Raw genomic sequence first — 24995 nt, forward strand, 5'->3', positions numbered from 1 at the left:
CTATCTACCTTTTAGTCTCTTTAAAATTTCATTGATGTTGCTTTTGAACTCGAAAATGAGCCCGCCCGAAACAATCACGCCACTCGTACCGCCCGTTACCTTCCCCGGTACGGCCATGCCCGAGCCTTTGATAAAGCCCGCTAGCCCTTTCACCTGATTTTTGAGGTAATCCAGTTTGTGCCCGGCGGGCAGGTCGGGACTCGTGCCGGCCGGAAAGGGAATCACGTTGCCGTCCTCGGTGGTCATGGTCGCCTTGCGGGTAAAGCCCGTTAACAGCGGCGGGGCCACCTCGATAGCCCGCACCTCTACTTCCCCCCGCATGACGTCCCACTTGTAGCCTAATGCCTGCATGTACTTGCCCAGTTCTTCCAGGTGTAGCACGTCAAAAAGAAGCGGCTCCCCCAGGATTTTGCCTTCGTAGACTCGTTTCTGGGTTGCCGTCTGGGACAGCATCGCCTCGGTGTTCATCAGGGCCAAATGCCTGCCCCCCTCCACAACGGGTGCGCCCTCGTGGTACCAGCCCGTAGCGGGCGTGTTATTCTGCCGGAGCAGACGGCCGTATTTTTTAAAGCCGGGCAAGTCACCGGTTTTGAAGGTGAGTTCGTCGGCGCTGCGTTTAAAAGCACCGTTGTTTACCTGGTAATCCAGTTCGTAGGTTTCCTCCTCAATGTCGGTGCGCACTCCGTTGCCGTAGATGTAGGTAACCAGCTCGACAAACTCAAAATCGATGTAGTCGGGTGAGGGGTGCTGCACCGAGGCGGATTCGTAGCCCCCCAGTGTCTTGCCCCGGTAGAGGCCCACGATGAGCTGAAGCTGCCCAAACGTCGTGGTGCCGGAAGGCACCGGAGGGATGGCCACTTCAAAACTTCCGTTGCTGTTTTTGGAACGGTATTTCAGGTTTTTCTCCGGCGTGTTGGGACCATTGATGGCCTTGTCCTCTTCCTGATTATCAAACCACAGGTACTGGCTTTTGCCGTTGTCGTGAATGCTGGCCACGGGGGTCCACTTCCCGTCACTCTGGAGGTAGTAGGAAGCACTGCCGTTTTGCCCTACGGCCACCGAGATTTTCGCCCCGGCGGTGTTAACATTCTTAAACTTGCCCCGCAAGCGAAACTCGTTTTTGATGCCCGGCTGCGTGGGCAGGGAATAGATTTGCTGCATGAACTTTGGGTCCACGAACCGGCGGCTGAGCTGCGTGACGTGGCCACCAATGCGCATGCGGTACGGATCATCGGCCGTCCCCTGTCCGTCCCGGATTACTTCGTTGGGCAAAAAGCCGTTGTTCTGCCAGCCGGGAAAGGTTTTGGTCGTTTCGTTGTAGGCCGAAAAGTCACCGTTGATGAGCTCGTTCCAGTCCCGACCGTAGTTAAAGACGGATTTGTACTTGGTGATTGACCGCTCGACCGCCAGGTTGCCGCCCGCAATGGGTTTGCCCGAGGCGTCGTAGTTGATTGTCAGCCGGGGCGTGCGGGTCAGATAAGTAACATTCGTGCCGGTATTGTCATTAAAAACGACCCACTTTTGCAGGTTGGCCGTGCCTTCCCCGTAGGCTTTGGCCCACTGATAGATTTTCCACTTGCCGCCTTCCTGGCAAATGGTGAACTGACCCGCCATGTAGGTCTCCAGTACGTCGTAGCAGGTTTTAGGGCTGCCGTCTTCGTTCTGGAAAAGTCGGGTGTGTTGGCGCAGGGACAGAATGCCAAACTGACCGGCTAACTGCGTGGCATTGGCCCCGCCCGCCGGATCAAGCTGATTTTTTTCGATGTAGTTCGAGCTATAGTAAATGGCCAATGAATGCCCCGACCAGGCGAGTGCCCGCGAAATAATCGCAAACACCTGCCGCACCTCCCAGTCCACCTTGCCGCTCGGGTACTGCGCAAATGGCAATTGCTTGAGCTGACCCAGGCCGCAGACGGCCGAAAAGCTGACGATGTACGGCTTTTGGGCGTAGGGCTCCTGGGCTTCCCAGGGTTCGAGCCAGCCGATAAAAAGATCCTCCCAGATGTCGGCTCCGATTTCCCGCTGAATTACGCAGCGCCAGGTACGTTCGGTGTCGGAGTAAAGCTCGGATAATTCAAACTGCTGATCCGATACCAGACTCACCGAAGCTACCAGCGTACGGATCGGGGTAAACCGCTCGTCGCCCTGATAGCTTAGCGTCAGGGCGGATTCACCATTGCAATCCAGTTCAGCCACGGCTCCGGCATAATCCTGCTTTTGCAGTCGGATACGGACTAACTGCTGGTTGTAGTGCCGCTGAAAATAGGCGATATATCGATCGGTGTAAGCCATTAACGGTCTCCTTCTTTCTTGGCCATTCGTTTAATTACCCGGTATAGATCGTCACCACGTAGCACAAATTCGCCCTCGACGACTGTTGTGCCGCCCCCGCCAATGATGTCTTTGAGTCGATCCAGCGGCGCTATTACCTCGGGATTATTGCTAGCTCCGGCATACTCAGCCACGTTGACGATGCTGTTTCCGTACGCAATTCCACCCTTGGCCAGCCTAGGAATATTGATGGCTGAACCAATGGCCCGAATGGCCCCAGCCCCCACATTGAGGGCAATGCCAGACGCAATTGACTTTTTACCTGCCGCCATTCCAACCGGATTTGGCGGAAAAAGGGACGCGGCTAGTAACATGGTACCAGCGGCAATCTTCGCCTTTCCCATCTGGGCCAGCATGGCGGCAATGGATTCGACCATCAGCTTTCCGAACTGTTGCAAGGCTCCTTTTTGGCCAGAAATCAAGCCGCCAATCATTTCCCCGAATCCACCCGAAAGAGATTCGGCCATACTGATGCTGGCATCCTGAATGGATTGTCCAAAACCAACGGCAATGCCTTTGTACTGCTCACCTAAATCAGCAATATCCTTCATGCCTTTGCCCATGAAGACTTTAAAGTGGTCGAACTGGGCTTGCAAAGCCTGGGTGTCAATCAGCTTTTGAATGCCGGGATTAATGGCATCAAAGGCGTTGTCCATCTTCCAGCCTTTGATCGCATTGAAGTTCGTTTCCAGCTTAGCCTGGTAAGGCGCCTTTTTGGGCTTGAGTGCGTCCGCATCAGGCAGGGCTGTTTTCCCGGACGTTATGCCCATCAAATCCATCCAAACCCCTTTGTATTCCTTGAGTTTTTCAATCCGCTCGTTGTAAAGCGTCGAAAAGCTTTTACCTGTTAGTTCCAGACTTTTGATTTCATTATCCAGATCCTTGACGGCATTCTTAGCAATGTCGGCCGGGGAGTATTCTTTCCAGGACTTGGGGCCGCTGGCTTTTTTGCCCGTGTTTCCGGTAAAATCAGGCACAATAGCGGTATTGGTGGCCGTTTCACCCATTTTGGCGAGCGAAGCCACAACCCCATCCAGTGATTTTTTATAAAAGTCGGCGGTCTGGCGGGCTTCTCCGAGGGCGGCGGCCTGCTTCTCGGCGCCCTTTGCGGCCAGGTCTTTGTTGAACTCTTCGTTAAATTTCTTTCCGCCAACGAACATGTTATTGAATCCAGCTCCGAGACGGTCCATCCAATCAACCCGCTCAGCCGCTTTTACATTGGATTCTTCGGCCACTTTCGCTTCCGCCTCGGCTAGCTTGTTGGCAAAGACCTGCGCCTGGGCTTTCAGTGTTAAAACGCGGGTGTATTGGGCAAGGGCCTGGGTAGCCTTTTGGGTGTTGATCGTTTCCAGATTCAGATCCCCCAAATATTTCGGACTAATGGCGTTCAACTCCCGAATGGCTTTCAAACGCTGCTCTTTGGTCGCCTTTTCGTCCCGGGCTACTTTCAAAAGACTTTCCAGCAATCCGGTTTCGCCCGCGATTTGCTGTTTTGCCTGCGCGGTGCTTTCGCTCAGCAGCTTTTGTTTATCGACCGTTACCTGAATTTCTTTATTGAAATTATAAAGCGAGTAGGCAGCTACACCAATGGCGGCTAGGGCAGCAATGGTTACCGTGATGGGATTTACCAGGGTGACAAAACCCAACTTCAAAGCATCCAGCCCCATTTTTAACTGGGGTGCCATTTTGATTAGCGTACCAATGCCAAGGGATAAGGGGCCTAGCGCGGCGACCATACCCGTTACACCCAGAATAGTGGCCTTGGTTGGACTCGACATACTGGCAAAGCCTGTGGCAGCTCCTTCAATGGAAGCGCCTAAACCTTCCAGTTTTGTGGTTAGTCCAAAGGTTTGATCGGCGGCTTTGCCAAACTCGAAAGAGGCTACCTTAAGTGAATCCTGAATGTTTTCGATGGCATTCTTAGGGCCACCCGAAACCCGTTCCAGCTTGCCGAGCTGGTTAACGAGCATGTCGATAAAGTCCTTGGGGCCTTTCCCAGCGGCTTGGAGTTTAGCGCTGATCTGCTCGGAGTCTACTGTGCCGAACATATCGGTAATGGCCTTAGCAATGGCGGGCGAAGCGTTGACAATGGGTTTTAAGTCCTCAGCCAATACCTTGGACTTTCCCGACATCTGGGTGAGCTGCGTTAGGACGGCATCAAACTGCACCTTACCCCCTCCGCCCAGAGCAATGGCGTTCCCAAACTCCTTCATGTACCGGGTGGCGGTCGTGGCGTTATAGCCTAGGGCTTCCAGTCGCAAACCACCCTGCACCGCTTCTTCTAACCCAAGGCCGGGGAGTTTAGCCGCTTCCCGGAAGAGATTAAACTGAGCGCCCGCCACCTGCGCCGAACCGGCGAAGACTTTGAGACCCCGCTGCATGCCGTCGATTTCGGCGTAGGTGTTGAACATCACCCCACCTGCAATGGCGAGTGGTGCGGCAATGTAGGTAGTAATCGCCCGGCCAAATCCCTGCATATCACTGGCCATGCGGCCCAGGCCTTTATTAAAAACGCGACTTTGGTTATCCTGGGCTCTGTAGAAGGTGGCTAAATCAGCATTGGCCTGTCGGGTAAACGCTCTGACGCCCTGTCCGGCCTGGTTGAATCCGTTGATAAAACCGGATACAATCGCGCCTAATCGAATGTTAGCTGCTCCTACGATCATGGTGTTACGGGGGTATTCAGGTGCGGATTGAGCTTGCGCATTAACGCTGCGTAGTTTTCCCGACTGAGTTTCTTTTCTTTTTTCTTCGGACGCGGCTTTTTGATGTATTTATCAAAAGAGAGCGGCCTGATTTCCGGCCCCGTTACCGGCGGCTTGGAAAAGTCCCGGTTCGCGGAGGCGTTCAGTATGGTTGCTTCCAGGCTCCGGGTATGCAGCCACTGGTATTCCTGCCGCTTAAAAAAGCCCACGGCCATTCTATTGTATTCAGGAATGGTTAACTCCCAGACCTCAGCAGGGCTTAGAGCCAGTTCACCGTAGCAGAAATCCAATACTTCGCTCCAGTTGGTTAGCTTTTCCCGCCGCTTTTTCGAGCGTGCCGGTCTTTTACGATTTCGGTCAGTCGGCTGGTAAACCCCATAGCGTGCTGAGCGAGCTCGTACACATCAGCGGCCGACTCTTCACCCATCTCAAAAATCCAGTCTTCAACCTGTTCGAATGGGGTCTTTTTGGTCACCTCGTTTTCGGCTTCCCCGGCGGCTATAAGCCCCGACAGAAAGGTCGCGGCCAGTGAGTTGGCGCTGGTCTCGATGTCTCCTTCGCTGAGTTTTTTAAAGTCTATCAGTTCCGACAGGATGATATTGGACCGCAGGCCAAATTTGAACGTCCGTTGACGACCGCCGAATTGAACTGTAATTTTGCCGCGAGTAGATTCTAATGTATTCATGGTGAAGTAAAATATAGGTGGGTAAAAGAGGAAGGAGTACACCTGTTGGTGTACTCCAAGGGGTTACGCGACTGTCGAACGAGTCCGTTTTTCCAGCGAGGATAGCTCGGCAGAATAAGTCGAGTTTTCGTCGTTCGGCGCGTCGAGCGTAAACGAACCGCAGGCCATGGTGGCCGTCCATTGAGGATCACCCGCGTAAATGCCGCCCCAACGCCACGATTTTACGGTACCGTTGGCGCACCACTCTTCGATTTCGGCCGCTGAAACGTAATCATCCGAATTGTCGGCACCGTAAAAGTGAGTGATACCGGAAATGGATAGCGAGGTAACGGCATCTTTGCCACTGGGGCGCTGCCCTGTTTTTTGCCGGCAGGAATACTCCAGCATTCCCTTGTCGGTCTTCATGGTTACTTTGTCCATACATCCCACGGGGATGAAGGTGCCGTTTCCGGCCTTATCAACGGCCAGGACGATCTCCTTACCGATGACGGCTTCCAATGTGCGCGCTGCTGCTGCCATGGTGTTAAGTGGTTACAGTGGTAAATTTTTGCCCGTGAACCTGATAGGCCAGGGCCTGAAAATGCTCTTTTGTCGTATCGTCAAACCCCGCTTCCAACGTTGATCCGTATCCGAACCGCAAGCCAAACCCATTAATACGCCCGGTGTAGTTATCCAGCGCCTGGCGAATGACTGCTAAACCATCCTGCACCTGGTCGAAACTAGGGGAAGCTACTTCGATTTGCAGCGTTCCCGAAAAGGAGCTTCGGTTGTCGCGAACTGAAAGCGGTTTCACATCTTCATCGCGGTAAACAGCCGCCGGATAAGCAGTCGTTTGTGGTAAAACAGTGGCGTAAATCCGGTTGTCAAATAGATTACTTGCCTTTTCATTGGCCAGCAGAATTGCGAATAATGGCTCTCCAATCATCGTCTGCTGCGGTAATTTTGTCCGTTTAGATAAGCCTGTGACCGAGCCACGAAAAAGCGACTAACCGAGGCCACAACCTGGCCGATGGTCTGGTCGTAGGCTCGTTGCAGGAAATTGTCCATGGTTCGGTTCTGCTTATTAGGCCGAGTCCGAAAGTGAGTCCGCCAACCGACGTGCCCCGATTTAGACGAAACCCCCACAATAATCCGGGAGGCTTCATCACCCGAGGGACTCACCGTTTTGGTGCGCAAATCCCGGCGCGTTGCTCCGCCCCGGCGGTACTCATTGGCATTTCGGCCCCGGTGACGGAGTGAAATCCGCTGCCTACCACCTCCACTAACAGGCGCTTCCTGAATGGCCCCTCGGAGCATGGGTTTAGCGGCTTCCCGCATGGCTCCATTTGTCACTCCCCTGGGAAACAGGTTCTGAGCGCCCCGGTAGAAAGAAATAGCCAGGTTATTGAGTTCCGTAAAGTCAGCCCGGTAGTTAATCATGGTGCTTTGCTTTGATGACTAACCATTGCCTGCGCCCCTGTTCCGCTACGTGCACGATGTTATACACCTGGCCTCCTTCTTCCACAATGCGCCAGGTGGGATTGATATCCGACCGGTAGCGTATCGAAAAACTGACCAGAGAAACCGCCGTTACGCGTTTTCCTTCCACTTCTTCCGAGGCTCCCGCTATTTCGTCCTTGCGATTAGCCCAGACCTTTACTCCATTTTCGGGCAGGTATTCCACCTCTGTACCCGGTCCACCGAAGCGGCTTTCCTTGGGCGTAGGCTTTATCAGGTGAATTACCCGGTCCAAATCTCCGGCTTGCAGATTTTTCATAAGCTGGTAGACGGTTTACGGTAATGATCAAGCAGAACTTCGGCGGCACTTGGCGCGGCCTTTTTGGAGTCCGCCCGGTTGTCGTACATGTAGGCGATCCACAGCCGAAGGGCATACAGAATGCTCTGGGGCGGCGGCGTGAGGCCAGCCGTGTAGTGAATGATCACCCGGTCGATGTCGGTGCGAGCGGCAGTAGCCTGAAAAAACCTCAAAAACGCGGCTTCAGGAAGGATTTCCGCTTCGTACTCCGTAGCGTCCAGCGTATGGAGGGCTGTCTGGCCGGTAAGCCGAAATTCGACCTTGTCCACCGAGGCCACATAAAAGCCGTTGAACTCGCCACCCTCAAACCGATCCAGCCGGGCCGTTGCAGCTCTCGCAAAAAGCGGCTGGTTGCAATACTTTTCGGCCCACTGCATCGCGCCGAGAATCAGATCCTCGATGTCCTTTACCTCCGCCTCGCCACTAATACGCAGCCAGCCCATGACCCGGTCTTTCGACAGGACATCATCGGCAAGCTCGGTAGTCAGCGGGGTAAGGGAGGATACGGGGTACATCGAAAAAGCGGATTAGGCGGTTTTGTCTTCTTTCTCCGAATGCTCGATTACGTGTTCGGATTCGAGCAGTTCATCGGCATCCTTTTTTAAGAGCGTCGTCACGTCGCCCACGTCGTGGGCAAAGCGCGGGTGGTATTTGAGGAATCGAACCGTAGTGGTTTCCTCACCTTTCTTTTCGGTTTTTTTAGCGGCCTCTGCCATGGGGGTTTTGTGGATTAGCCTGCCCGGCAAGGTTGCTGCCGGGCAGGCGATGGGAGTTTCTTAACGGGACAGTTCTGCGGATTAAGCCGTCAGAGCGTCTTTGATACCGGCGAACGATTTGGCGCGGGCCACGGTGTTTTTCCAGAACATGTTGCAAGTCACCAGCACCTCGCCTTTTTTGGCGCGGGTCAATGGATCCACCACAAAGTCGGCCCCACCCCAGATACCCACGTAGAGCATCGAGAAGTCGCCCGCCACAATGGCCGAGGCCACGCTGGAAGACGTCCCCTTAGTCAGGTTGGACGGGATAATGTTGCTAACAACAGCCGGATAGCCGTTCAGTGTGTCGCCTTTTTCCCACACCGGCTCGCCGTTGGTATTGGCGAATTTCTGAGTCACCTTCAGTTTACCCTTCACCTTGGTGTTAGTCAGGTACCGCAGGTTATCGTTGGTCTCGAAGCTGTCAATCAAACTCTCCAGTGCCACAATGTTTTCATAAGATGGCGCCGCTCCGTTAGCCGATAAGGCCAACAGGTTACCATTGCCCGAGGTGATGGCTGCCAATACCGCCAAAGCCGCTTCGGCATTCAGTTTGAATCCGAGCGCCTTGTTCATGTTGTCCAGAATCAGCCGCTCGACGTCTAATGAGGACTGTTGCAGAAGTTGCTTGCTGTAGGGGATTGAAGCGCCCCGGCGGCTAGGCTGCATGGAGAACTTGGAGAACTTCATCTCGCCTTCGACGATCTCTTCGATCTCCGTTAGTTCCGAGATGACCGGTACCGTATCCTGTACCAGAAAATCCTGGTTGCCTTGCAAACCCGCCAGACGCGTAGCGCCAACGTTGTTTAAGAATGTCCGGGCCCAAAGCGCGTCGATCATGCCGTTTAAAACGGTCGGCACGGTTACCCCGCCCTGGTCGCCAGCGGCTGTGGTCTGACCCGTCGCTGTCTGACCCCGTTGTTCGCTTAGGAAAGCCGGTACGCCAAAGCCTTCGAGTTGAATACCATTACGTTGAGCATCCCGCTCAGCGATACTGTGCACCTCGGCCTCTACGCCATCGAGTTTGGATCCGGCGGCCATTAGTCGCAAGCCCCGAACAATACTCACCTGGCCTAAGTCCCGCTTGTCCTTATCGGAAATATCGCGGTTGCCCTGCGTGCCGGTGTTGACCGGAGCGGCCGATTCGGCGGCGCGTTTTTCGGCAGCTTCGGCCCGGCGAATTTGGTTGTCATAATCCAGAAGCTCAGCTTCCAGCGCATCGAACTGGGTGGCTTCATCCGGCGTAAAGTCGCGGGATTCTCCCTGCGCCTTGGTGGTCAAAGCGTTTAATTCTTCTAATTTTTTTCCGCGCGCATCGCGGAGTTGTTTAGCCGTTTTCATTGCGTACGGTGGTTTATAGTAAGAAGTTTAAGTTTGCGTTGGTAAATTGACAGCGGCGCAACGGCCGGGCGGTCCTGTAGTTTGCTGCGTTCCGATACGTGGGCATCGAACGAGCGCTTGGCCACGTCAGTCGTGGTTTGCAGGTAGGCCGGGAACGTCACTGGCCCTACGTCGTAGAGCTTGTAGATCTTTTTGACCGTGCGGATTTCGCCGCCCGTTTCGGGATCCTGATTCCAGTCCGAACCGCCGGGCGCCACCTGAAACTGGAACGAGCAGCCGCGAATGTTGCCGCTGCGGATTTCCTCGATGGTGTCTTTGGCGTTCTGGGTATTGGGCGGATAGGCCACAAAATAGAGCCCATCGGTGCGGATCTCCAGTTCCAGCGATTTGGCCTGAGTCCGACCCAGAGGCAAATTGCTGTCGTGGTTTTTGAGGCACACCACGTCGCTCATATCGCAGTCGTCGAAGGCTTCCGGGGCGATCTGTTCCCGGAACCAACCCAGGTTCTGGCTGAGCTGGTTAAACACCACGGCCAGACCCACAATGACATCAACTTCCTCCTCGGAGCCGTCATCGCGTTTCACGGCGCGTTTTTCGATCGTCAGTTTGCCGAGTTCGAAAACCCGCAATTCCTTTTCTTCCATGTTCGTTAAGCAGCTACGGCGGGCGGTGGATCCCCTAGTTTTTTACTCTGTTTACTGTCGATAAAATCATCCAGCCGGTCGGCATAGACCATGCCGGATTGCACCAGCAGGCGATCGCCGTCCTGGACGGGATTTAGGTCTTCGAGTTCCCGGACTTCGTTGCGGGTCATAATGCCCGCGTTGACCATGGCCCGGTAAAACTCTTTGCGGCTATTGAGATCACCCCGCAAAAGGGCGTTCAGATTGAATTTGCTGTAGTAGCTTCCCTGCTCCTCTTCCCGCAGCAGCTTGTAATCGGTCTCCTGTTCGAGGTTGATCAGGTGCGGCATGAGGAAGTACTTGATGTACTCTAAATCCTGGTGCTCGATGTTGGAGAAAGTGGCTTTGTCAAGGATGTTAGCCAGGTGTTGCGGAACGCCAAACAGGGCGCAGATGTCTTCGCGGCTGAGCTTCATCATCTCCAGCAGCTGGGCATCGACCGGATTGACGCTAATGGCCTGGTAATCCATGCCCTCGTCCAGAATGGCCACTTTCCCCGCCTTTTCAGTGCCGCCGTGATCGGAAAACCAGTTCCCTTTCAGGCGTTTTAAAGCCGGATCGGTCAGGGCTTTGACTACCTTGATAATGCCCGCCGGACGCCCGCCGTTTTCCAGCAGCGAATTGATAAAGCGGGTAGATTGCAGGGCGGTTTTAAAGCTTCCTTCGGCGGCCTGGCGAATGACGGACTTGCCGATGATGCCATCGAGAGCGAAGAGTTTCAGGTGCAGCACGTCATCGGCGGGCACATCCCGGTCGATGCCGTTGAAGCGGTAGAAAACGTACTTCTCCCCGTCGATCCGCTTGGATTCCAGCACCGTTACCTCCCGGGGGTGGAAAATCTCCAGACTCACCGGCCGGTTGATGCCATTCCGCTTGATGAGCGCGTAGCCATTGCCCCAAAGAAGGGCGTGACTAACCAGCGTCTTGCGAAACTGAAACGAGGTGTATAAACGGTGCGGACGGGTTTTTAAGAGCCGGTAAACGGGGTGATTGACGGCTTTGCTGCGGCCGTTAGCTCCTACCTGAAAAAGCTCCCAGGGTAGAGAAGCTACGGACGACGAAAGCAAGTCAACACAGCGGTACACCGTCGCCAGCGACAAAGACGTTTCAACGGAAACATGGACGGAACCGCTATTGAGGTGGAGTTGCTCCAAAAGCCGACTATCCGTCAGCGAATAGCTGCCGGATGTAGACCGACTCTCGGAGCGGTTAGACCAAAAAGAAGTTGCTCGCTGCCAGATATTCACATGGTCGCCTTAAACGGTGGGTACGCGTACGCGCTGTATTAGGGCAGTGAAGTTCAGCAGGCTAGGAAACTGTTTTGCTTAACAATGTTTAGTTTTTGCGGAAGGTGCGGTAATAAATCGTTTCAAAGGTCTTGAAATCGGCATACCGGCGGCAGTTATAGGCTCCCTGGTGGACTGACTCCGCCAAATTGTACCGATCTTCCAGAGTCAGGTCTGCCCGGCCTTTGGCTAGCCAGCCGATCATTAGGATAAACTGCTCGGTTACCATCTTCGCCTGAAAAGGCATTCCATCATTTATTACATTATTCATCATCGTTACGGCTTGGGTAGATATAGTTTGGTTCATAGGGTAGGTAGTTAGGTCAGTTAGTCCAGAAAGAAAATTTCGGCATCCTCGTCTTCGTAGCGGGATCGGGCTGTTTCGGTACGATCCCACATCCAGGCCGCCCCTGCCATAATCGCCGCCACAATGCCGTCCACCTTTTCGCCCGATCGCTTGGGATCTTTAGTAATCTTGATGTTGCCATTGGTATCCGTGATCGGCACGGCATTGCGCATCATCCACTGAGCAATGGGGTTTTGGCCGTGGTCCAATCGCTTTTGCAGCACTAAATCCCGGAAGGCTTTGGTGGGCTCAGCAAACTGACTCATCGTCTGGGGAAACTCGTAGACCGGTATGCCGTATTCCTGCAAGGAAATGGCCGTCGAGGTGGCGTTGTAGCGGTCATAGGCCAGCGCCTTGATGTTGAACCGGTCGCTGAGCGCCTTGATGTCCTTCTCAATTTCTCGGGGATCAATCACATTGCCTTCCAGAAAACGGATATAGCCCGCCTCTTTCCAGTCCCGAAGGGCGTGCATGCCGTTGTCGATCCGGTTCTGAAACTTGTGCTCGGGAATCCAGAACCGCCACAGCATCTTGTACTTGCCCGGTACCCGGATGGGGTTACGCACGTAGAGCAGCTTATCGGCATCCTCGGGCAGTTCGTCGTGCATGGCCCAGTCATCGGGCGGAAAAAACAGCCCCAGGGCGCAAAAGTCGTTGGTAGCACCCATATCCAGACCACCCCAGCACTCCCGGCCGCGCAAGTCTCCCTCGGGCCAGCGGGAACCGGACTTCACCCAGATATCGTCGGGAATAAAATTCGTTGGCGCGTCGCACCACCAGTTGAGGTTTTTGGTTTTGAAGGCCACAATGGATTCTTGTCCGTTGCGGATTTTGTCATCCCGCTCCCGGATCAGCGTCGCCAAATCCAGCACGCCCCCTTTGCAGAGCATCGGATTGGATTTCTGCCAGGTCTCGGGTTTGTCGAATTCATCCTCGCTGTCCTGCGAATAAATCACGACAAACAAATCATCGTTCACCAGCGACCCCTCCAGCGTAGGGATGGCGACCCGCTTCTCGTAGACCGCGCACGGCCAATCTTTGTGAAAGCCCCGGGTGGTAATGATGGCCTCGACCGAGTTGCGCTTTTTGATCAGACCCGAGGCTAGTACCTCCCGCATCTTGTCGTTTTCAAACTCGTGGTACTCATCCAGTACGGCGTAGGTTGGGCGGCTCCCGTCGGCGGTGGTGGGGTTGGAAGTCAGAAACCGAAATTTGGCCTCCCGCTCCCGGCAATAAATCTGCTCGGCACTGGTTGACATCACCTCCTGAAGATCGGGCGAGTTATTGAGCATGGCCTTGACGTCGTCAAAACAGATTTTGGCCTGAAGTTCCTTGTTGGCCGATACGTAGGCCTCGGCTTTGTGGGGACCGTCCACGGTCAGGTGGTAAAGGATCTGCATGGCCTCCATGGGCGTCTTTCCGTTACCCCGGGCGCAACTCTTGTACTTCTTTCGAAACCGGCGCGTACCGTCTACCCGCTGCCAGCCGTAAAAAACGTAGAGCTCCCACTGCTGGAAAGCAAACAACTCGATCGGCGTGTCGGGTGCCAGGTTAACCAGCTCCCCGAAATCCAAAACCGCCTGTCCGACTTCGGTGTCAAAGTAAAGTCCCCGGCTTTTGCCGTCCCGCAAATCTTTCCGGTGCCGTTTGATGGCGCACTTGAGTAGCTTTCCGGACACGATTTTCCCCGACAGGATGTCTTCCTCGTATTGCCAGACGGTTAGGTTATAGTTCTTCGGTGGTTTAGCCATGGTCGCGGTTGGGTATTTTAGGGCTTGGGATTAGATTACCGGCCCCTTTTCATTAGTTTTTCCAGCTTGGATTCCTGCTTTTTGGGCACACCCGCTGAGATCTTGCTGCGGTCGCCGGGCGTAAACCCAAACTTGGTCGATAGCTGGTTGGCCTTGCTAAAGGCCGCGTCCCGCATGGCCACGTAGGGATGGGTGACATACTTGATGAAATTCCCCTCCTCATCCTGAATCTCTTTGAACTCCCCATCCTTTTCCAGAAACCGGTTGTACTTGAAGTAATTGGCCATCTCAATGCAGTACTGCGCCAGCGCCTCCCGGTCGGTGGTGCCCAGCAGGTTCATGTCCATGAGCCAGGTGCACCGGCTCACCCAGATACCCAAAGCAAACCGGCCCAGCGGGCAAGGCGGCTCGGGCATCTCAATGAGTAAGGTTGGCTGCGCGGGACTGGCCACCTCCCGGTCTTTGCGGTGGGTGCCTTCCAGTATTTTGACCTCAACGGGTTTTCGGGGACGTCCTCCAGGCATGGGTTAGTTTAAAAGGGGGTTGGTATGTCAAAGCCGGGCGAGGGCTTGAAGATTTTTAGTTTCGGGCTTCTTTTTTTGGCTTTGTTGCCCGATCCGCTGCCTTTTTGGTTTTTGGCGCCGCCTTTTCCTTTGCCGTTTCCGGTGGCGCTGCCGTTACTTTTTGCCATAGTGCTTTCCCCCCCAACGGGTTTGTTAATGGTGAAAAAATGATCGAAAATGAATCCGCACTTTTCGAGGTCGTAGTCGTAGAGTGCCTTGTTGTCATGAATGAACAGAAACTCAATGCAGTCGGCTGAGCTCAGGTTGGCCGAGCCGCGAATGCCGATGTGTTTGCCGCAATCGGTTTTGAATACGCAGAGCTTGAGGTGTTCTCGCGCCACGGCCAGTTGAAACCGGTTATCTTTATCCAGCTGCTTGTAGATGTAAGGTACCAGCGTGTGTTGTTTGTGGGCATACTGAAAGTGAGAGATCAGCAAATCCAGATTATCCACAAAACCGCCGTCCAGCAGGTTAGCCAGGCTATCGACGTTTTCCTCGCTGAGCGATAGCGTGGCCAGTAGCATTCGCTCGGTATGGAAGTTGTTTTGCACCATCAAGGCTTCGATAAAGTCGCCGAAAATGAACGATCCGCTCACGTAGCCGTAGTGCACGCTGCCGGGCGTAATCTGGATGGCGTCGACCAGTTCACGCGCGTTATCATAGGTGATGCAGCGCTCGGGCATCTCGGGTACCAGCGGCGGCTCGATGTAGCGCATTTCGTTGCCCACGCTCATCCGCGCAATGGCGTCAGGAAGCTCGGTACTGTACTTGTGACGCACGACCGTATTTTTCGGAAACTCGTCGTCTAATGGCGAAAAATGGCCCAAAAAAGGGCCAAAATCATCATTTTTTTCACTATTCCCGGCAAAACTAACTTTCTGACTCATAACGACATAAATCCGCTAAAGATGGCTAAATTTTTCCCCTGAGTTTTGACACGCGGTTTTTCTCTAGGAGACATCGGTCGGGAGAACGGCCCGATTTAGGGATTTACCCTACCCCCCCCCTTGGTCGCAACACTTGCATGTGCAACTATTCATTTGCTCGACTCATCGGCATCTGAGGCTGGATGAGGTGGGATATATGGCAGCTTTATATTCGTCTTTGGATTAGGCCTCCATCTGATCTTGAAAAAGAAAGCCGAGAGCAGGCCTGCGAAAATTAAACCAACAATGACACCCAAAACTATTGCGGCGTTCCCGTATTCTGGTAGACGCTTAGCACCATAGACACAGGCCAGAAAAAACAAACTCAATCCAAATAGAAAAACCAGTGCAGACTCTGGTTCATCTAGAAAGGAATAGTCTTTATTGAGCTCAGCCATCTCTCGCTCTTCCTTTTCCCACCGCTCTTGATTGATCCTACGAAGCCCTTCTTTAGCTTTATTAAATCGTTCGGCTGCTTTTGTCCGGGCCTCCGCCTCGGCGTCCTCCTCTCTTTTCCGCTCTACTTTCCAGGTCGTTTCTCTATCCGCTACAGCCTCGGCATAGGTAAGGTGTAGATGATGATTCATGTACAGAATATTATCTCCAGTTACTCGGTAAAGCGTTACCCGGTTGTATTTAAACTCGCATTTGAAATCATGGACAATTATCTCAGTAATGGCCCGGCGAAAGAAGACTCCTTTTTTATTAACACCCCAAACCTTATCGCCAACGTCGTATTTGATTTTATCCGGCGCCCCGTCTTTCCAGTATGCTTTCCCAACTAAATATGATTGCAGTGGATTAAAGACACCAGCATGACCCAAGTCCTTGAGATATTCTTTCGGCAATACATGCTCGGGGTTTTCTCTGTGACCTGAAAAGTCATCCCCCAAAGCCTCTTTGGCCCGTTTGCCTATTGCGGCAAATTGCTCTGCCAACAGACCAGCTAAAGCCAGTTCTTTGTCCCCAATCTTGATGATAAGGTCGTTGTGCGGCGAGTCGGTAAGGAGATTGCTATACAGTATCCCCTTGATGACTTTTTTGGTTACATTCCAGATATTCGAACACTTCCGATCCCGAAAGCCTCTTTCCAGTAGTTCAGATACCGGATATTCAACGGCACCTCTTTTGATAAAAAGATCTTTCCCAATCTCGTTGGTGAATCCAGCCCGGTATAGCGATAGTTTTATGTCCGCTGCGTAGTTCATCGTCAGAATAGTTTTTTATCGCCAAACCTCTTCTCCACCAAAGCCCCGATTACAACGAAAATGCCAATCGGCGACATAGCCACAGCGTCCGTAACGTCTCTTACTTTTACAAATCCGTTAATACGTTTAGTCTGCCACAGGAGACAAGCAAACCCGATAAGGCACCAAATGAAAGTGATGAGTAGATTAAGCATGATTGATAGGCTAGGTTTTTTATTTATACCGCTGGATAGTGATCCAAAAGAGTAAAAAGCCGATAGTCAGCATGTGAAAGCTGCCGTCCTCATCTTCTCCGTATTGCAAATGAAAGCCTAGGGAAAGCTCATCTAAACTGCATACTCCGAACTCTATTTTCGTATCCATATGGCTATTAGTTGGGTTTAGCGGTTTTATCTCGTCCCGATTTGGCGTTGTGGCAATGTTTACAGAGGCTTTGCCAGTTGGTCTGGTTCCAGGGATCAGCACCCTGGTTGATGGGAATGATGTGGTCGGTGACTCCTTTACCTCCGCCCGGCGTCACATCGGTTAGTACGTCTTGTTTGAGGCACTCGGCACACAGGGGATTTTTGCGGCGAAACTCGGCAGACTCCCTCTTCCACCGCTCGGTAGCGTAGATCTTCCGGTTGGGATTCTTGCGGCCTTGCTGAGGTGCAGGCGTAGCAGGACGAGCCTTTTGCCAGGGGCGCTTGACGGATTGAATAACAGCCATGAGTACAGTGGTGAGGTAATGCGATTTAGGGTAAAATTACCGCCGCTCAATAAGTACTTTCGACCGATCCGTAAGTTCCAGAAACCGCCGGGTGCAATCTTTTACCCGGCGACGGCTAATAGGCAATTCCTCGCCAGTCGTTAGAAAGGCCATGCCGATCCCGGAGCGGGCAATCCAGGCTTTCAGGTAGCGGGGGCTGATCAAATTATGCTTGGAAATGCGAATGAAGCCAGGGAGCATCTTCTCGACCGTTTTCAGCGTCATGGAGGTCATGATGGGAAAGCGGTCACCTCGGATATGGAATTTAGAGTAGTTACAATCCGCCTCGACACGGATAATGGATTTAAGGAAGACACTGCGTCTTCCTAATCGGATGGAAGTCATTTAAGTTGCGGTGGGAGCCGAAATAGCGGCTGGGACAAATATATACAATATTGATATGTTTCTATGATTGATAGAGTTTATTTATAAACCAGAACACAAAAAATCCCTGATAGCAAAACTGTCAGGGATTCCATACCCACCGTAACTGTACTTAATTATGAGGCAAAGATACTCGGTTTTTGTCGCAATGGGCTAAGCCCTTGAGGGAGCGGTTAAAGCATGGCTTTTCTTTGTATCTTCGCAGGCATGGAAACGCCGTATTCGTTTTTGCAGGAAGCCCTTCTGGGAGGGCAGCGGGTGGTGGGAAAAGCGTACCAGGTACTTACATTGGAGGTCACTGAACTCTATCCCCTTAAAATATTCTCGCACCTCAGCGGCGGGGCTAGCCTGCTGGCTTCGATGAATGTGCCGGACAATCCAGATGAAAGCGTTAATTATGACGTTACCCTCGCCAAAGGAACAAAGCAAACCCAGCTCCTACAGGTGCCGGGTCGTGAGTTTTTAGAATTTCTCAAATCAGGGAAGGTTCTAAATTAAGACGCCACTAGAATATCCGACCAGCGGGTAGTGTAACACCGGCTTAGCCACTTTTGCTTCATGGGCCAGGTTCTGTCATAGCCTTGAGCCGCCAAACGTACCTTATCCCTTCCGTACTGCTTATTGATCCCATCAACGGCTTTGCTCAGCTTGGCGAGTTTGTCATCGGGGAGCTCGGTGAATAAATTAGCCTGGCGGTGATTGTCGGGCACCAGGTCATTGAGGAATACACCAAGCTTCTGATAAGCATATCCAAAACTGAATATCTCATCCAGCGCGGCGCTGGCGTATTTCAAAAGCTCGGTATTGCTGCTAGATGGGTGTGGCAGGATGACGGTGCGCGAATTGTAGTAGTGCTTGGCATTCTTCTTAAACCGGTTGGTGTGCACAAAGACTGTAATGCTACTGGCGGCGGAATCCTGCTTGCGTAATTTTTCGGAGGCTCTGGCTAGGTAAGTGGCCAGGGCCATGCGAAGCCGGGCTATGTCGTGCACCTCTACGCCGAACGAGGGCGCTACGCAGATGTTCTTTTTCTTGGCTGGCTCAAGTTCCAGCATCTTCACTGGTACGCCCCTGAGCTCGTAGACAAGCCGCAGGCCGTTTACGGTCATGCGTTCGCTAACCCAGTCCTCATCGGTCTGGCTCAGTTCCCAGGCGGTTTTAATCTCGTTCCGCTTCAGCATGGATTCAAACCGGTAGCCGATGCCCCAAAGATCGCCAATGGGGAAACTCATCAATGCATCCCGTATCTGATCGGCATGTATAAGGGAAAGAACGCCGCCGGAGCTCGGGTTTTTCTTGGCGAGCCTATTGGCCACTTTGGCGAGGGTTTTTGTGGGTGCAATGCCAAATGAAACCGGAATGCGCGTCCAACGGCTTATCGTTTCGCGCAGGGTCCTGCAAAAGGCTTCGGGGTCGGGTTCGCTGGATAGGTCCAGAAACGCCTCATCAATGCTGTAAACCTCCACGGTTTCCACGAACCGGGCCAGAATCGACATCACCCGCGATGACATATCCCCGTACAAAACGTAGTTGGAGCTAAACACCTCGATACCTGCCGCATCAATCAATTCCCCTATCTCGTGGTAGGGCGTACCCATCTTGACGCCAAGTTCTTTGGCTTCGTTGGAGCGGGCAATGACGCAGCCGTCGTTATTGGAAAGCACAATCACCGGCCGGTTCTCTAGCCTGGGATTGAAACTACGTTCGCACGACACGTAGAAGTTATTGCAGTCCATGATGGCGATCATGCTAGTTTCTGTATGACGTGGGTAACAACTCCAAACAGCCGGAAATCATCGCCGGGATGCACGTAGATCGGATTGTACTTGGGATTGGAGGAATGCAGGACCACCATCTCTTTGAGCCGCTGCATCCGTTTTACGGCATGATCCCCGTTTAGCCAGACCACGACGACTTTGCCCTCGACATGTTCCCTAGTGCAGTCCACGATTAACACGTCGCCCGGTTCGATCCGGTCCCCCGACATGCTATCCCCGCCTACCCGGACAAAGTACGTGGCCTCTTTATCGGTAATGCAGAGCTCGTTTAAATCGCAGACTTTTTCGATGTGGTTTTCGGCTGGACTAGGAAAGCCCGCCGCTACTTTGCTGTCGAAAAAAGGGATAGGTATCTTGGCACCAACCTTGGCTTTGTAGAAGTTCTCGGGCGACAGGCGGTCTAGGAGGTGGAACTGGCTAATCATACGGCATATTGGTGATACGTGAGGATATGGTAAACAAAACAGTCACAATATGTAACAGAAAAAACATATAGTACAATTAATGTTACTAAAATGTTTGATTTGTAACATAAAAGGGTCGTATATAACACAAAAACCCGGCTGTTGGGCCAGGCTTGTCTGCATTTTATGACTGAGATGCGTCGCTTGGCGGTTGAGGCTCAGCGGGCGGAAAAACCTCGTTGATTTGGCGAACCTGTTCCGCTAATTCCTCCTCAGTCACGGGCTTTACTTCTTTTTTTTTGCTCATTGGCTAGGTAGTTAGAGGGCGGCGTAGTCAGCCTCCATCTTTTGCAATTGCGCCTTAGTGACTTCTATCTGGGTTACGATATAGCCCTGAATAATAGGATCATTTGGACCCAAAAACAGTAAAGCATGAGTCTCTTTGTTTTGGTCTGTTTCTTGGGCTAATAGACGAACCTGAATTGGAGCCGTGCCTGCCATTACGGCAACCTGCATTCCTTGTAGCTGCTCGATTTCGTATTTCTTTTGAGTAATGGATTCTTGAAGCTCATTGGCTTCTTTTAGTTTCTGGTCGTTCATGGACTGGGTTGCTTTATCATTAAAAATAAAATACACTTCCAAGCTATCGCTGGGTATCCGCTGCGGGATGTGGTGCTCAGGACTCAGTTGCGCCTTGGCGGCAGTGGCGGCCATAATGGCCAAAAGGATGACATAGATTAGGTTTCGCATGGGGACTAGGGTTGGTTAGACTGGTTGAAGAATGAACTCCACCCGGGGACTGGCCTTGTCGAGGTATTTGTTGATCAGGATCCGGGTGCACTTGTTGTCGTTTTTGATGGCTTTGACCCGCTGCAAACAGTCCAGAATGATCTTGAGGGCGTTGTCTAAATCCGATCGCTGATTGGGGTAAAACACATCGATCGTCATCTCGAAATAGCCTTCAATGTTCGCATTCCGGTAGAAGTTGCACTGAATGAAAAAGTCGTTTTCATACTTAGTCAATGCAGGCGTCTTGGCCAGCGTCGGAGATCCTTTCTGGTAGATGATTTTGTAAGCATTGGACTTGCTAGGCACGGAGCCGAAAATGACTTGCTTTTTCATTCCTCCGCTGGTTTTTCGACAGCAATGCGTTCAAATTCAATTCGCCAAACCCAAGGGTTCTCCCGCCACGATTCCCAGCCGTTAATCTTCTGCCATAGGCTACGGAATGAATCTTTGGCCGTGTGTAGCCAGCGGTGTTTCGGATGATCTAAGTCGTAGCGAGACGTGTAATCCCGAAAACGCAACGCATCCTGCTTTGTATCGATTAAGTAAACCGTACACCGCTCAACGCCTTCAGACAGCGCATCCTCCTCGGAAATATCCTGCAAGCGCTCGATTCGGATGTCCTTGATGCGTAGCCAGATGCGACAGGCCTCTTTCGGCATGAAGATGGAAGGCTTCCAATGGTAGGGGAATCCGGCCTTGATGTAATCCTGACGGCACCGCTCCCCGTCGCCATCCGTAAAACTCAGGTCTGCCCGGTAGACATACTTGGACTTGCCGACGTGCTCAGGAACAAGTTCGCACCAGGTCTCCCGTACCCAGTGAGTATCCCCGATTTGCCCGTAGGGGCATTTGATGGAGATTTCGGGGCTAGCCTCAGGATAATGCCATAATCCATCCTTATAGACCCATCCCGCCGACGTCAAGCCCATTCGATCGAAACCCGGCTGTGGTTTAACTACCCGGCGCGTGTTGGTTTTCCGGCCATTCTGGATGGATTGAACCATCGGGGTTGAGTAAAGAATCGGAATATCCGACCTAACCAGACTTGGAAAAGCTTCCCGGAATCGCTTCTCACCTTCTTCAGTTACAAACCACCACACCCAGCCTTTCTCATTGGTTTTTTCGTAGCGCCCCATCAGGCCCATGGTTTCCAAATCATCAATGATTGGATCAGGGGCAGGTGACACAAACTTATTCCGGTAGAATTCGGCCGGCAAAACTTTATCACTCTTGCCTTTGGAGTTCTTGGCGTGATATAAGTTGATACCGAGTGTCGAGGCGATGATATGGGCCTGCTGATAGGTTAGTTCTTTAATTGGATTCATGGCTGGGGTTCAAAAATGGGTAGTTGACGAATGCGCAGGTTTTCGGGGAACTCCTCCATATCCCCACCGTGGCGATCCTTGAGACCTAGCTCTTTGGAAAGGTGGGTACCGAGCTGCTTGACAAAGACGGCGGTGCTTTCCTGTGTCAGTTCCCGAATTAGATCTTCCAGCCATTTCATTTGCATTGGGCGAAACAGGTACTTACCCTCATTGTTTCCAGATTCCCCTCCCAGAATAGCCCAATCAATACCTGAATGACCTTTTTTATCCCAGAAGTCCCACCCTATCCGTGGCATTCGCTGGTTTGATGTCTGGCTATATAGCCATAGGGCATCATCAATGGATACTGGCCCCAGTAGCGGCTCAAAGCTCACAAACCGAACGACTGCCGGAATCTGGGTCAGTGTCGCAATCCGGTGCACGGTGTCCTGATTTTCGACCGTGGTACCGATCCAGACGTTGGGCCAACCCTCGCCCCAATCTTCGGGCAAACACTGCTGAATCCGCTCGGGTCGCTTGGTGAGAATCTGAAAAATCAGGTTCGGGCACTTGCGGATGATCTCCCAGGCCTCCGCCCGGTAGGGGTCAGCCTGCTTGTGAAAGAAATCACTCCAGGAACAGGTGAATACTAGCCGCTGATCAACAGGCATGTCGGTCGTGATGGCTTTATGCAGCCGCTGCGGTTTGTTGAAGGTCGGCCTTGTGGAGCGAATCACTTTTTTGAAGTTGCGCCCGAAACGGCCCTCAATGGTGCGTTCGGCGTAGCAGTAATCGCAGGCGGGCGAGACGTGGTTGCAGCCCGTCCAGGGGTTCCACGTAAAGGTGGTCCACTGGATTTTAGAGAGTATATCCATCTTGTTTTAATTCCCCCGATTTCGGGGCTTTTGGCTAGGTGTTGATTCCTGATTGAATTGCCGGAGCAATTTTCTCCGCACACTGGCGGCTTGTTCGAGGTCGTAAAGGCTTAAGTTTAGCTCCCTACGCAGTCCAGCGTTGCCCATTAGCTGGCTAATGCTCCACTCGATGAGCCGGGCGGCGGCTTTGGGGCCGGTCGCGGGTTGTTTGCGTTTCATGCTGCAACCCCTCCTTTCAGTGCTCCTGCAATGGCTTCAATCCACTTTTTGACGTATTTGGGTGGGACACTGTTGCCGATGTATTTTTTCTGATCAGTCTGGCTACCCAGCAAAACGTAACCCGCCGGAAAGCCCTGAATCAGCTTTAGCTCCTGCACTTTGAGCATGCGCATCAGGATATCGACAATGCCGTACTCAGCCATAAAGGCTTTGATTTTGCGCACGGCCAGGCAGTCTGATTCGTGCACGATGATCACCGGCTTTACTCCTCCCTCGGCCGTCACCAGATAACTCCAGTGCCGATCGGCGGTGATGGTCTTGGCCGCTTCGCCGAGGTGGGTACCCACGTTCTGAAAGTGCGTATCCATCACGTACTGCGAGCTCACTAGCTCCAGGTTGCCGCCAGTGGTGGTGACCGTCCGGGCGGGCTCATCCAACGAGGTATTCCGGTGCTCAGGCTCGCCCCCGTTGCGCTGCGTAATGAATTCCGCACTGACCAGACTCGATGGCGACTTATCCTGCCGGGCAATAATGGTATGCGAGGGCTTTTCCAGGCTGTGCGAATGCCCGTTCCACTGCGGATCATAGACAAACGCTTTGGCTTGCACCAGGGCGCATTTTGGATTAACCGTCAGACACGGAGCGGGCGCTTCAACGGAGGAGGGGTTAGACTGGCCGTACTGCTGATCGATGAATTCCGCCGATACGAGCCGGTGCTTGGGGATGGTGGTTAGCGCCGCTGCGGGCGAATTCACCGACTGCTCCTGCTGGCCGTTCGAATAGTACAGACTCACAAACTGATCGGCCCGCTGAGTCTGCACAAGCCCTACCCGGTCGGTAGTCGTCAGGGTGCTGCATGGCCTATCTGACCCGAAGGTGTTATCCCCAGTGCCGTGGTACTTCACGCAAAACGCTTCGGGCGATACCAGGGCGATTCGGTTTTCGGTCGTTAGCGTCAGGGCGGGCTCTTCCATGCTTTTCACCCGGTTCTGCGGACTGCCCGAATAGTAAGTCATCGCAAAAGGCTGCGGTGTTACAAGGGCGTGGCCATCCTGGGTGGTAATAGTACGGGCCGGACGACTGGACGGATAGGTGTTATGGCCTTTGGAATTGGCGGCAAAGACCTGCGCCATGAACGGTTCAGCTGATACCAGCGCGTTATGATCCACCGCCGTGATGGTGTGCGCCGCCTCGTCAACACTGTAGTTCATGCCCGTACCGGTGAAGTACTTGCTTAGAAACTGCCGATCGCCATTACCCACGTGACGGACCAGGCCTTCGAAAATGCGCTCGTAGGTGTTGGGCGAAAGCGGCGGATTCCGGAAAATCGACCGGCCTTTGTCTTCCAGTTCCAGGCACTCCCGGATGGGTCGCCACTTTTGAAGCTTCTGACCAAAAATGGCGCTTTTTTCAGGGTCTTTGGCGTGGGTCGGCTCTGGCCAGGCCATCGGTATGCCTTCCCGGATAAACTGGGCAAAATAGCGCGTCCGGCTGGTATTGGCTCCGTAGTCGGCCGTGTTGTGGAGCCGGAAATCGTAGCGGTAACCCATCGCTTCAATGCCCTGGTACCAGCGCACGTAATCCTCACCCCGCTTGCGGCTGATGGGCTTGCCGTTGTCACCCAGCGGCCCCCAACTCATAAACTCCCGCACGTTTTCGACCGTGAAAATATCGGGCCTCAGCACCTTGAGGTAGAAGGGCATAAACTCAGCCAGTGATCGGCTGTCGGCATCGCGGGGCTTGCCTCCTTTGGCGTTCGAAAAGTTGGTGCACTCCAGCGAGGCATGAAACAGCAGTTTGGCGTTGGGATACAACTTGCGGGCCTGTTTAGCGATCGCCAGAATCCGCTTAGGCAGGGACTTATCCCGGATATCCTCCACAAAGTGCACGGTTTCGGGGTGGTTTTTGGCGTGACTTTCGATGGCTCCTTTGTCGTGATTGATGCCCACGATCACAACGGCTACCCGGTACCCCTCACTATCGACGGCCGTTTCAACCCCTTGCGTAAATCCGCCCGCACCGCAGAAGCTGTCGATTACAATCAGCTTTACGCGTTTTGGGTCAATAAGAAGCCCGTCTGGCTGCTTAGCCAGTGCGGCAATAGTTCGATTTGACATGA

Annotated in this window: 30 protein-coding genes and 1 pseudogene; 1 reads left to right on the forward strand and 30 read right to left on the reverse strand. The window is 53.0% G+C overall.

Going from position 1 to position 24995, the window contains the following annotated elements; all coding sequences use genetic code 11:
- The 20 genes from L0Y31_RS18115 to L0Y31_RS18210 form a co-directional block, all read right to left on the reverse strand.
- Nucleotides 1–2292 carry a hypothetical protein gene (locus L0Y31_RS18115; RefSeq protein WP_234734495.1) on the reverse strand — a complete coding sequence of 764 codons (2292 nt, stop codon included), beginning with the start codon at nucleotides 2290–2292 and terminating at the stop codon, nucleotides 1–3.
- Nucleotides 2292–4997 (reverse strand): tape measure protein, encoded by a 2706-nt coding sequence (locus L0Y31_RS18120; protein WP_234734496.1) that lies wholly within the window; start codon nucleotides 4995–4997, stop codon nucleotides 2292–2294. Before L0Y31_RS18120 ends, L0Y31_RS18115 begins: the two co-directional genes overlap by 1 nt.
- Nucleotides 4994–5326 carry a hypothetical protein gene (locus L0Y31_RS18125; RefSeq protein WP_234734497.1) on the reverse strand — a complete coding sequence of 111 codons (333 nt, stop codon included), beginning with the start codon at nucleotides 5324–5326 and terminating at the stop codon, nucleotides 4994–4996. The genes L0Y31_RS18120 and L0Y31_RS18125 overlap by 4 nt, the downstream gene beginning before the upstream one ends.
- A 17-nt stretch (nucleotides 5327–5343) precedes the next feature.
- Nucleotides 5344–5721 (reverse strand): hypothetical protein, encoded by a 378-nt coding sequence (locus tag L0Y31_RS18130; protein ID WP_234734498.1) that lies wholly within the window; start codon nucleotides 5719–5721, stop codon nucleotides 5344–5346.
- A 63-nt stretch (nucleotides 5722–5784) separates the two neighbouring features.
- On the reverse strand, nucleotides 5785–6240 hold the full coding sequence (locus L0Y31_RS18135; protein WP_234734499.1) for a phage tail protein: 456 nt from the start codon (nucleotides 6238–6240) through the stop codon (nucleotides 5785–5787).
- A 4-nt stretch (nucleotides 6241–6244) separates the two neighbouring features.
- Nucleotides 6245–6646 (reverse strand): tail completion protein gp17, encoded by a 402-nt coding sequence (gene gp17 / locus L0Y31_RS18140; protein ID WP_234734500.1) that lies wholly within the window; start codon nucleotides 6644–6646, stop codon nucleotides 6245–6247.
- Nucleotides 6643–7140 carry a hypothetical protein gene (locus L0Y31_RS18145; protein WP_234734501.1) on the reverse strand — a complete coding sequence of 166 codons (498 nt, stop codon included), beginning with the start codon at nucleotides 7138–7140 and terminating at the stop codon, nucleotides 6643–6645. The genes gp17 and L0Y31_RS18145 overlap by 4 nt, the downstream gene beginning before the upstream one ends.
- Nucleotides 7133–7477: a head-tail adaptor protein gene (locus L0Y31_RS18150; RefSeq protein WP_234734502.1), complete on the reverse strand. Its 345-nt coding sequence runs from the start codon at nucleotides 7475–7477 to the stop codon at nucleotides 7133–7135. The genes L0Y31_RS18145 and L0Y31_RS18150 overlap by 8 nt, the downstream gene beginning before the upstream one ends.
- Nucleotides 7474–8031, reverse strand: coding sequence for a hypothetical protein (locus tag L0Y31_RS18155; protein WP_234734503.1), 558 nt, complete (start codon nucleotides 8029–8031; stop codon nucleotides 7474–7476). Before L0Y31_RS18155 ends, L0Y31_RS18150 begins: the two co-directional genes overlap by 4 nt.
- Before the next feature lie 12 nt (nucleotides 8032–8043).
- Nucleotides 8044–8232 (reverse strand): hypothetical protein, encoded by a 189-nt coding sequence (locus L0Y31_RS18160; RefSeq protein WP_234734504.1) that lies wholly within the window; start codon nucleotides 8230–8232, stop codon nucleotides 8044–8046.
- An 81-nt stretch (nucleotides 8233–8313) separates the two neighbouring features.
- Nucleotides 8314–9612 (reverse strand): phage major capsid protein, encoded by a 1299-nt coding sequence (locus L0Y31_RS18165; protein ID WP_234734505.1) that lies wholly within the window; start codon nucleotides 9610–9612, stop codon nucleotides 8314–8316.
- A complete protein-coding gene (locus L0Y31_RS18170) occupies nucleotides 9609–10256 on the reverse strand; it encodes an HK97 family phage prohead protease (protein WP_234734506.1) in 648 nt (215 codons plus the stop codon). Before L0Y31_RS18170 ends, L0Y31_RS18165 begins: the two co-directional genes overlap by 4 nt.
- A 5-nt stretch (nucleotides 10257–10261) precedes the next feature.
- Complete coding sequence (locus tag L0Y31_RS18175; RefSeq protein WP_234734507.1) at nucleotides 10262–11542, reverse strand: phage portal protein; 1281 nt, start codon at nucleotides 11540–11542, stop codon at nucleotides 10262–10264.
- Nucleotides 11543–11630: 88 nt separating this feature from the next.
- Complete coding sequence (locus L0Y31_RS18180; protein WP_234734508.1) at nucleotides 11631–11888, reverse strand: hypothetical protein; 258 nt, start codon at nucleotides 11886–11888, stop codon at nucleotides 11631–11633.
- Nucleotides 11889–11908: 20 nt separating this feature from the next.
- Nucleotides 11909–13678 (reverse strand): terminase large subunit, encoded by a 1770-nt coding sequence (locus tag L0Y31_RS18185; protein ID WP_234734509.1) that lies wholly within the window; start codon nucleotides 13676–13678, stop codon nucleotides 11909–11911.
- Nucleotides 13679–13713: 35 nt separating this feature from the next.
- Complete coding sequence (locus tag L0Y31_RS18190) at nucleotides 13714–14202, reverse strand: phage terminase small subunit P27 family (protein ID WP_234734510.1); 489 nt, start codon at nucleotides 14200–14202, stop codon at nucleotides 13714–13716.
- Nucleotides 14203–14210: 8 nt separating this feature from the next.
- Nucleotides 14211–15128: a hypothetical protein gene (locus L0Y31_RS18195; RefSeq protein WP_234734511.1), complete on the reverse strand. Its 918-nt coding sequence runs from the start codon at nucleotides 15126–15128 to the stop codon at nucleotides 14211–14213.
- Nucleotides 15129–15277: 149 nt separating this feature from the next.
- Nucleotides 15278–16375, reverse strand: coding sequence for a hypothetical protein (locus L0Y31_RS18200; protein ID WP_234734512.1), 1098 nt, complete (start codon nucleotides 16373–16375; stop codon nucleotides 15278–15280).
- Nucleotides 16376–16745: 370 nt separating this feature from the next.
- A complete protein-coding gene (locus L0Y31_RS18205) occupies nucleotides 16746–17084 on the reverse strand; it encodes an HNH endonuclease (protein WP_234734513.1) in 339 nt (112 codons plus the stop codon).
- Nucleotides 17085–17120: 36 nt separating this feature from the next.
- Nucleotides 17121–17468, reverse strand: coding sequence for a LytR/AlgR family response regulator transcription factor (locus L0Y31_RS18210; RefSeq protein WP_234734514.1), 348 nt, complete (start codon nucleotides 17466–17468; stop codon nucleotides 17121–17123).
- A 219-nt stretch (nucleotides 17469–17687) separates the two neighbouring features.
- Here L0Y31_RS18210 and L0Y31_RS18215 point away from each other — a divergent pair, with 219 nt between their 5' ends.
- Nucleotides 17688–18005, forward strand: coding sequence for a hypothetical protein (locus tag L0Y31_RS18215; protein WP_234734515.1), 318 nt, complete (start codon nucleotides 17688–17690; stop codon nucleotides 18003–18005).
- Here L0Y31_RS18215 and L0Y31_RS21070 read toward each other — a convergent pair.
- The 10 genes and pseudogenes from L0Y31_RS21070 to L0Y31_RS18255 all read right to left on the reverse strand — a co-directional run bounded on the left by L0Y31_RS21070 (nucleotide 18002) and on the right by L0Y31_RS18255 (nucleotide 24993).
- Nucleotides 18002–18616: a DinB/UmuC family translesion DNA polymerase gene (locus tag L0Y31_RS21070; protein WP_407084080.1), complete on the reverse strand. Its 615-nt coding sequence runs from the start codon at nucleotides 18614–18616 to the stop codon at nucleotides 18002–18004. The two genes, L0Y31_RS18215 and L0Y31_RS21070, sit on opposite strands and share 4 nt — an antisense overlap.
- A 210-nt stretch (nucleotides 18617–18826) precedes the next feature.
- Nucleotides 18827–19255: pseudogene (locus L0Y31_RS21075) on the reverse strand (Y-family DNA polymerase); the annotation flags it as partial.
- Complete coding sequence (locus L0Y31_RS18225; protein WP_234734517.1) at nucleotides 19252–19710, reverse strand: LexA family protein; 459 nt, start codon at nucleotides 19708–19710, stop codon at nucleotides 19252–19254. The pseudogene L0Y31_RS21075 and the gene L0Y31_RS18225, both read right to left, overlap by 4 nt.
- 163 nt (nucleotides 19711–19873) lie before the next feature.
- The gene (locus L0Y31_RS21020; RefSeq protein WP_255772871.1) at nucleotides 19874–19996 is read right to left on the reverse strand and encodes a hypothetical protein; all 123 of its coding nucleotides are present in this window, start codon (nucleotides 19994–19996) and stop codon (nucleotides 19874–19876) included.
- 11 nt (nucleotides 19997–20007) lie between these two features.
- Nucleotides 20008–20439, reverse strand: a complete 432-nt coding sequence (locus L0Y31_RS18230; RefSeq protein ID WP_234734518.1) for a hypothetical protein — start codon at nucleotides 20437–20439, stop codon at nucleotides 20008–20010.
- A 15-nt stretch (nucleotides 20440–20454) separates the two neighbouring features.
- On the reverse strand, nucleotides 20455–20811 hold the full coding sequence (locus tag L0Y31_RS18235) for a RusA family crossover junction endodeoxyribonuclease (protein ID WP_234734519.1): 357 nt from the start codon (nucleotides 20809–20811) through the stop codon (nucleotides 20455–20457).
- Nucleotides 20808–21803 (reverse strand): hypothetical protein, encoded by a 996-nt coding sequence (locus L0Y31_RS18240; RefSeq protein WP_234734520.1) that lies wholly within the window; start codon nucleotides 21801–21803, stop codon nucleotides 20808–20810. Before L0Y31_RS18240 ends, L0Y31_RS18235 begins: the two co-directional genes overlap by 4 nt.
- Entirely contained in the window at nucleotides 21800–22657 is an 858-nt protein-coding gene (locus L0Y31_RS18245; protein WP_234734521.1) for a DUF5131 family protein, read from the reverse strand. Before L0Y31_RS18245 ends, L0Y31_RS18240 begins: the two co-directional genes overlap by 4 nt.
- Before the next feature lie 6 nt (nucleotides 22658–22663).
- On the reverse strand, nucleotides 22664–22876 hold the full coding sequence (locus L0Y31_RS18250; RefSeq protein ID WP_234734522.1) for a hypothetical protein: 213 nt from the start codon (nucleotides 22874–22876) through the stop codon (nucleotides 22664–22666).
- Nucleotides 22873–24993 (reverse strand): DNA cytosine methyltransferase, encoded by a 2121-nt coding sequence (locus tag L0Y31_RS18255; protein ID WP_234734523.1) that lies wholly within the window; start codon nucleotides 24991–24993, stop codon nucleotides 22873–22875. The genes L0Y31_RS18250 and L0Y31_RS18255 overlap by 4 nt, the downstream gene beginning before the upstream one ends.
- Nucleotides 24994–24995 lie beyond the last annotated feature (2 nt).

The organism is Tellurirhabdus bombi (assembly GCF_021484805.1).
Classification (GTDB): Bacteria; Bacteroidota; Bacteroidia; order Cytophagales; family Spirosomataceae; genus Tellurirhabdus; species Tellurirhabdus bombi.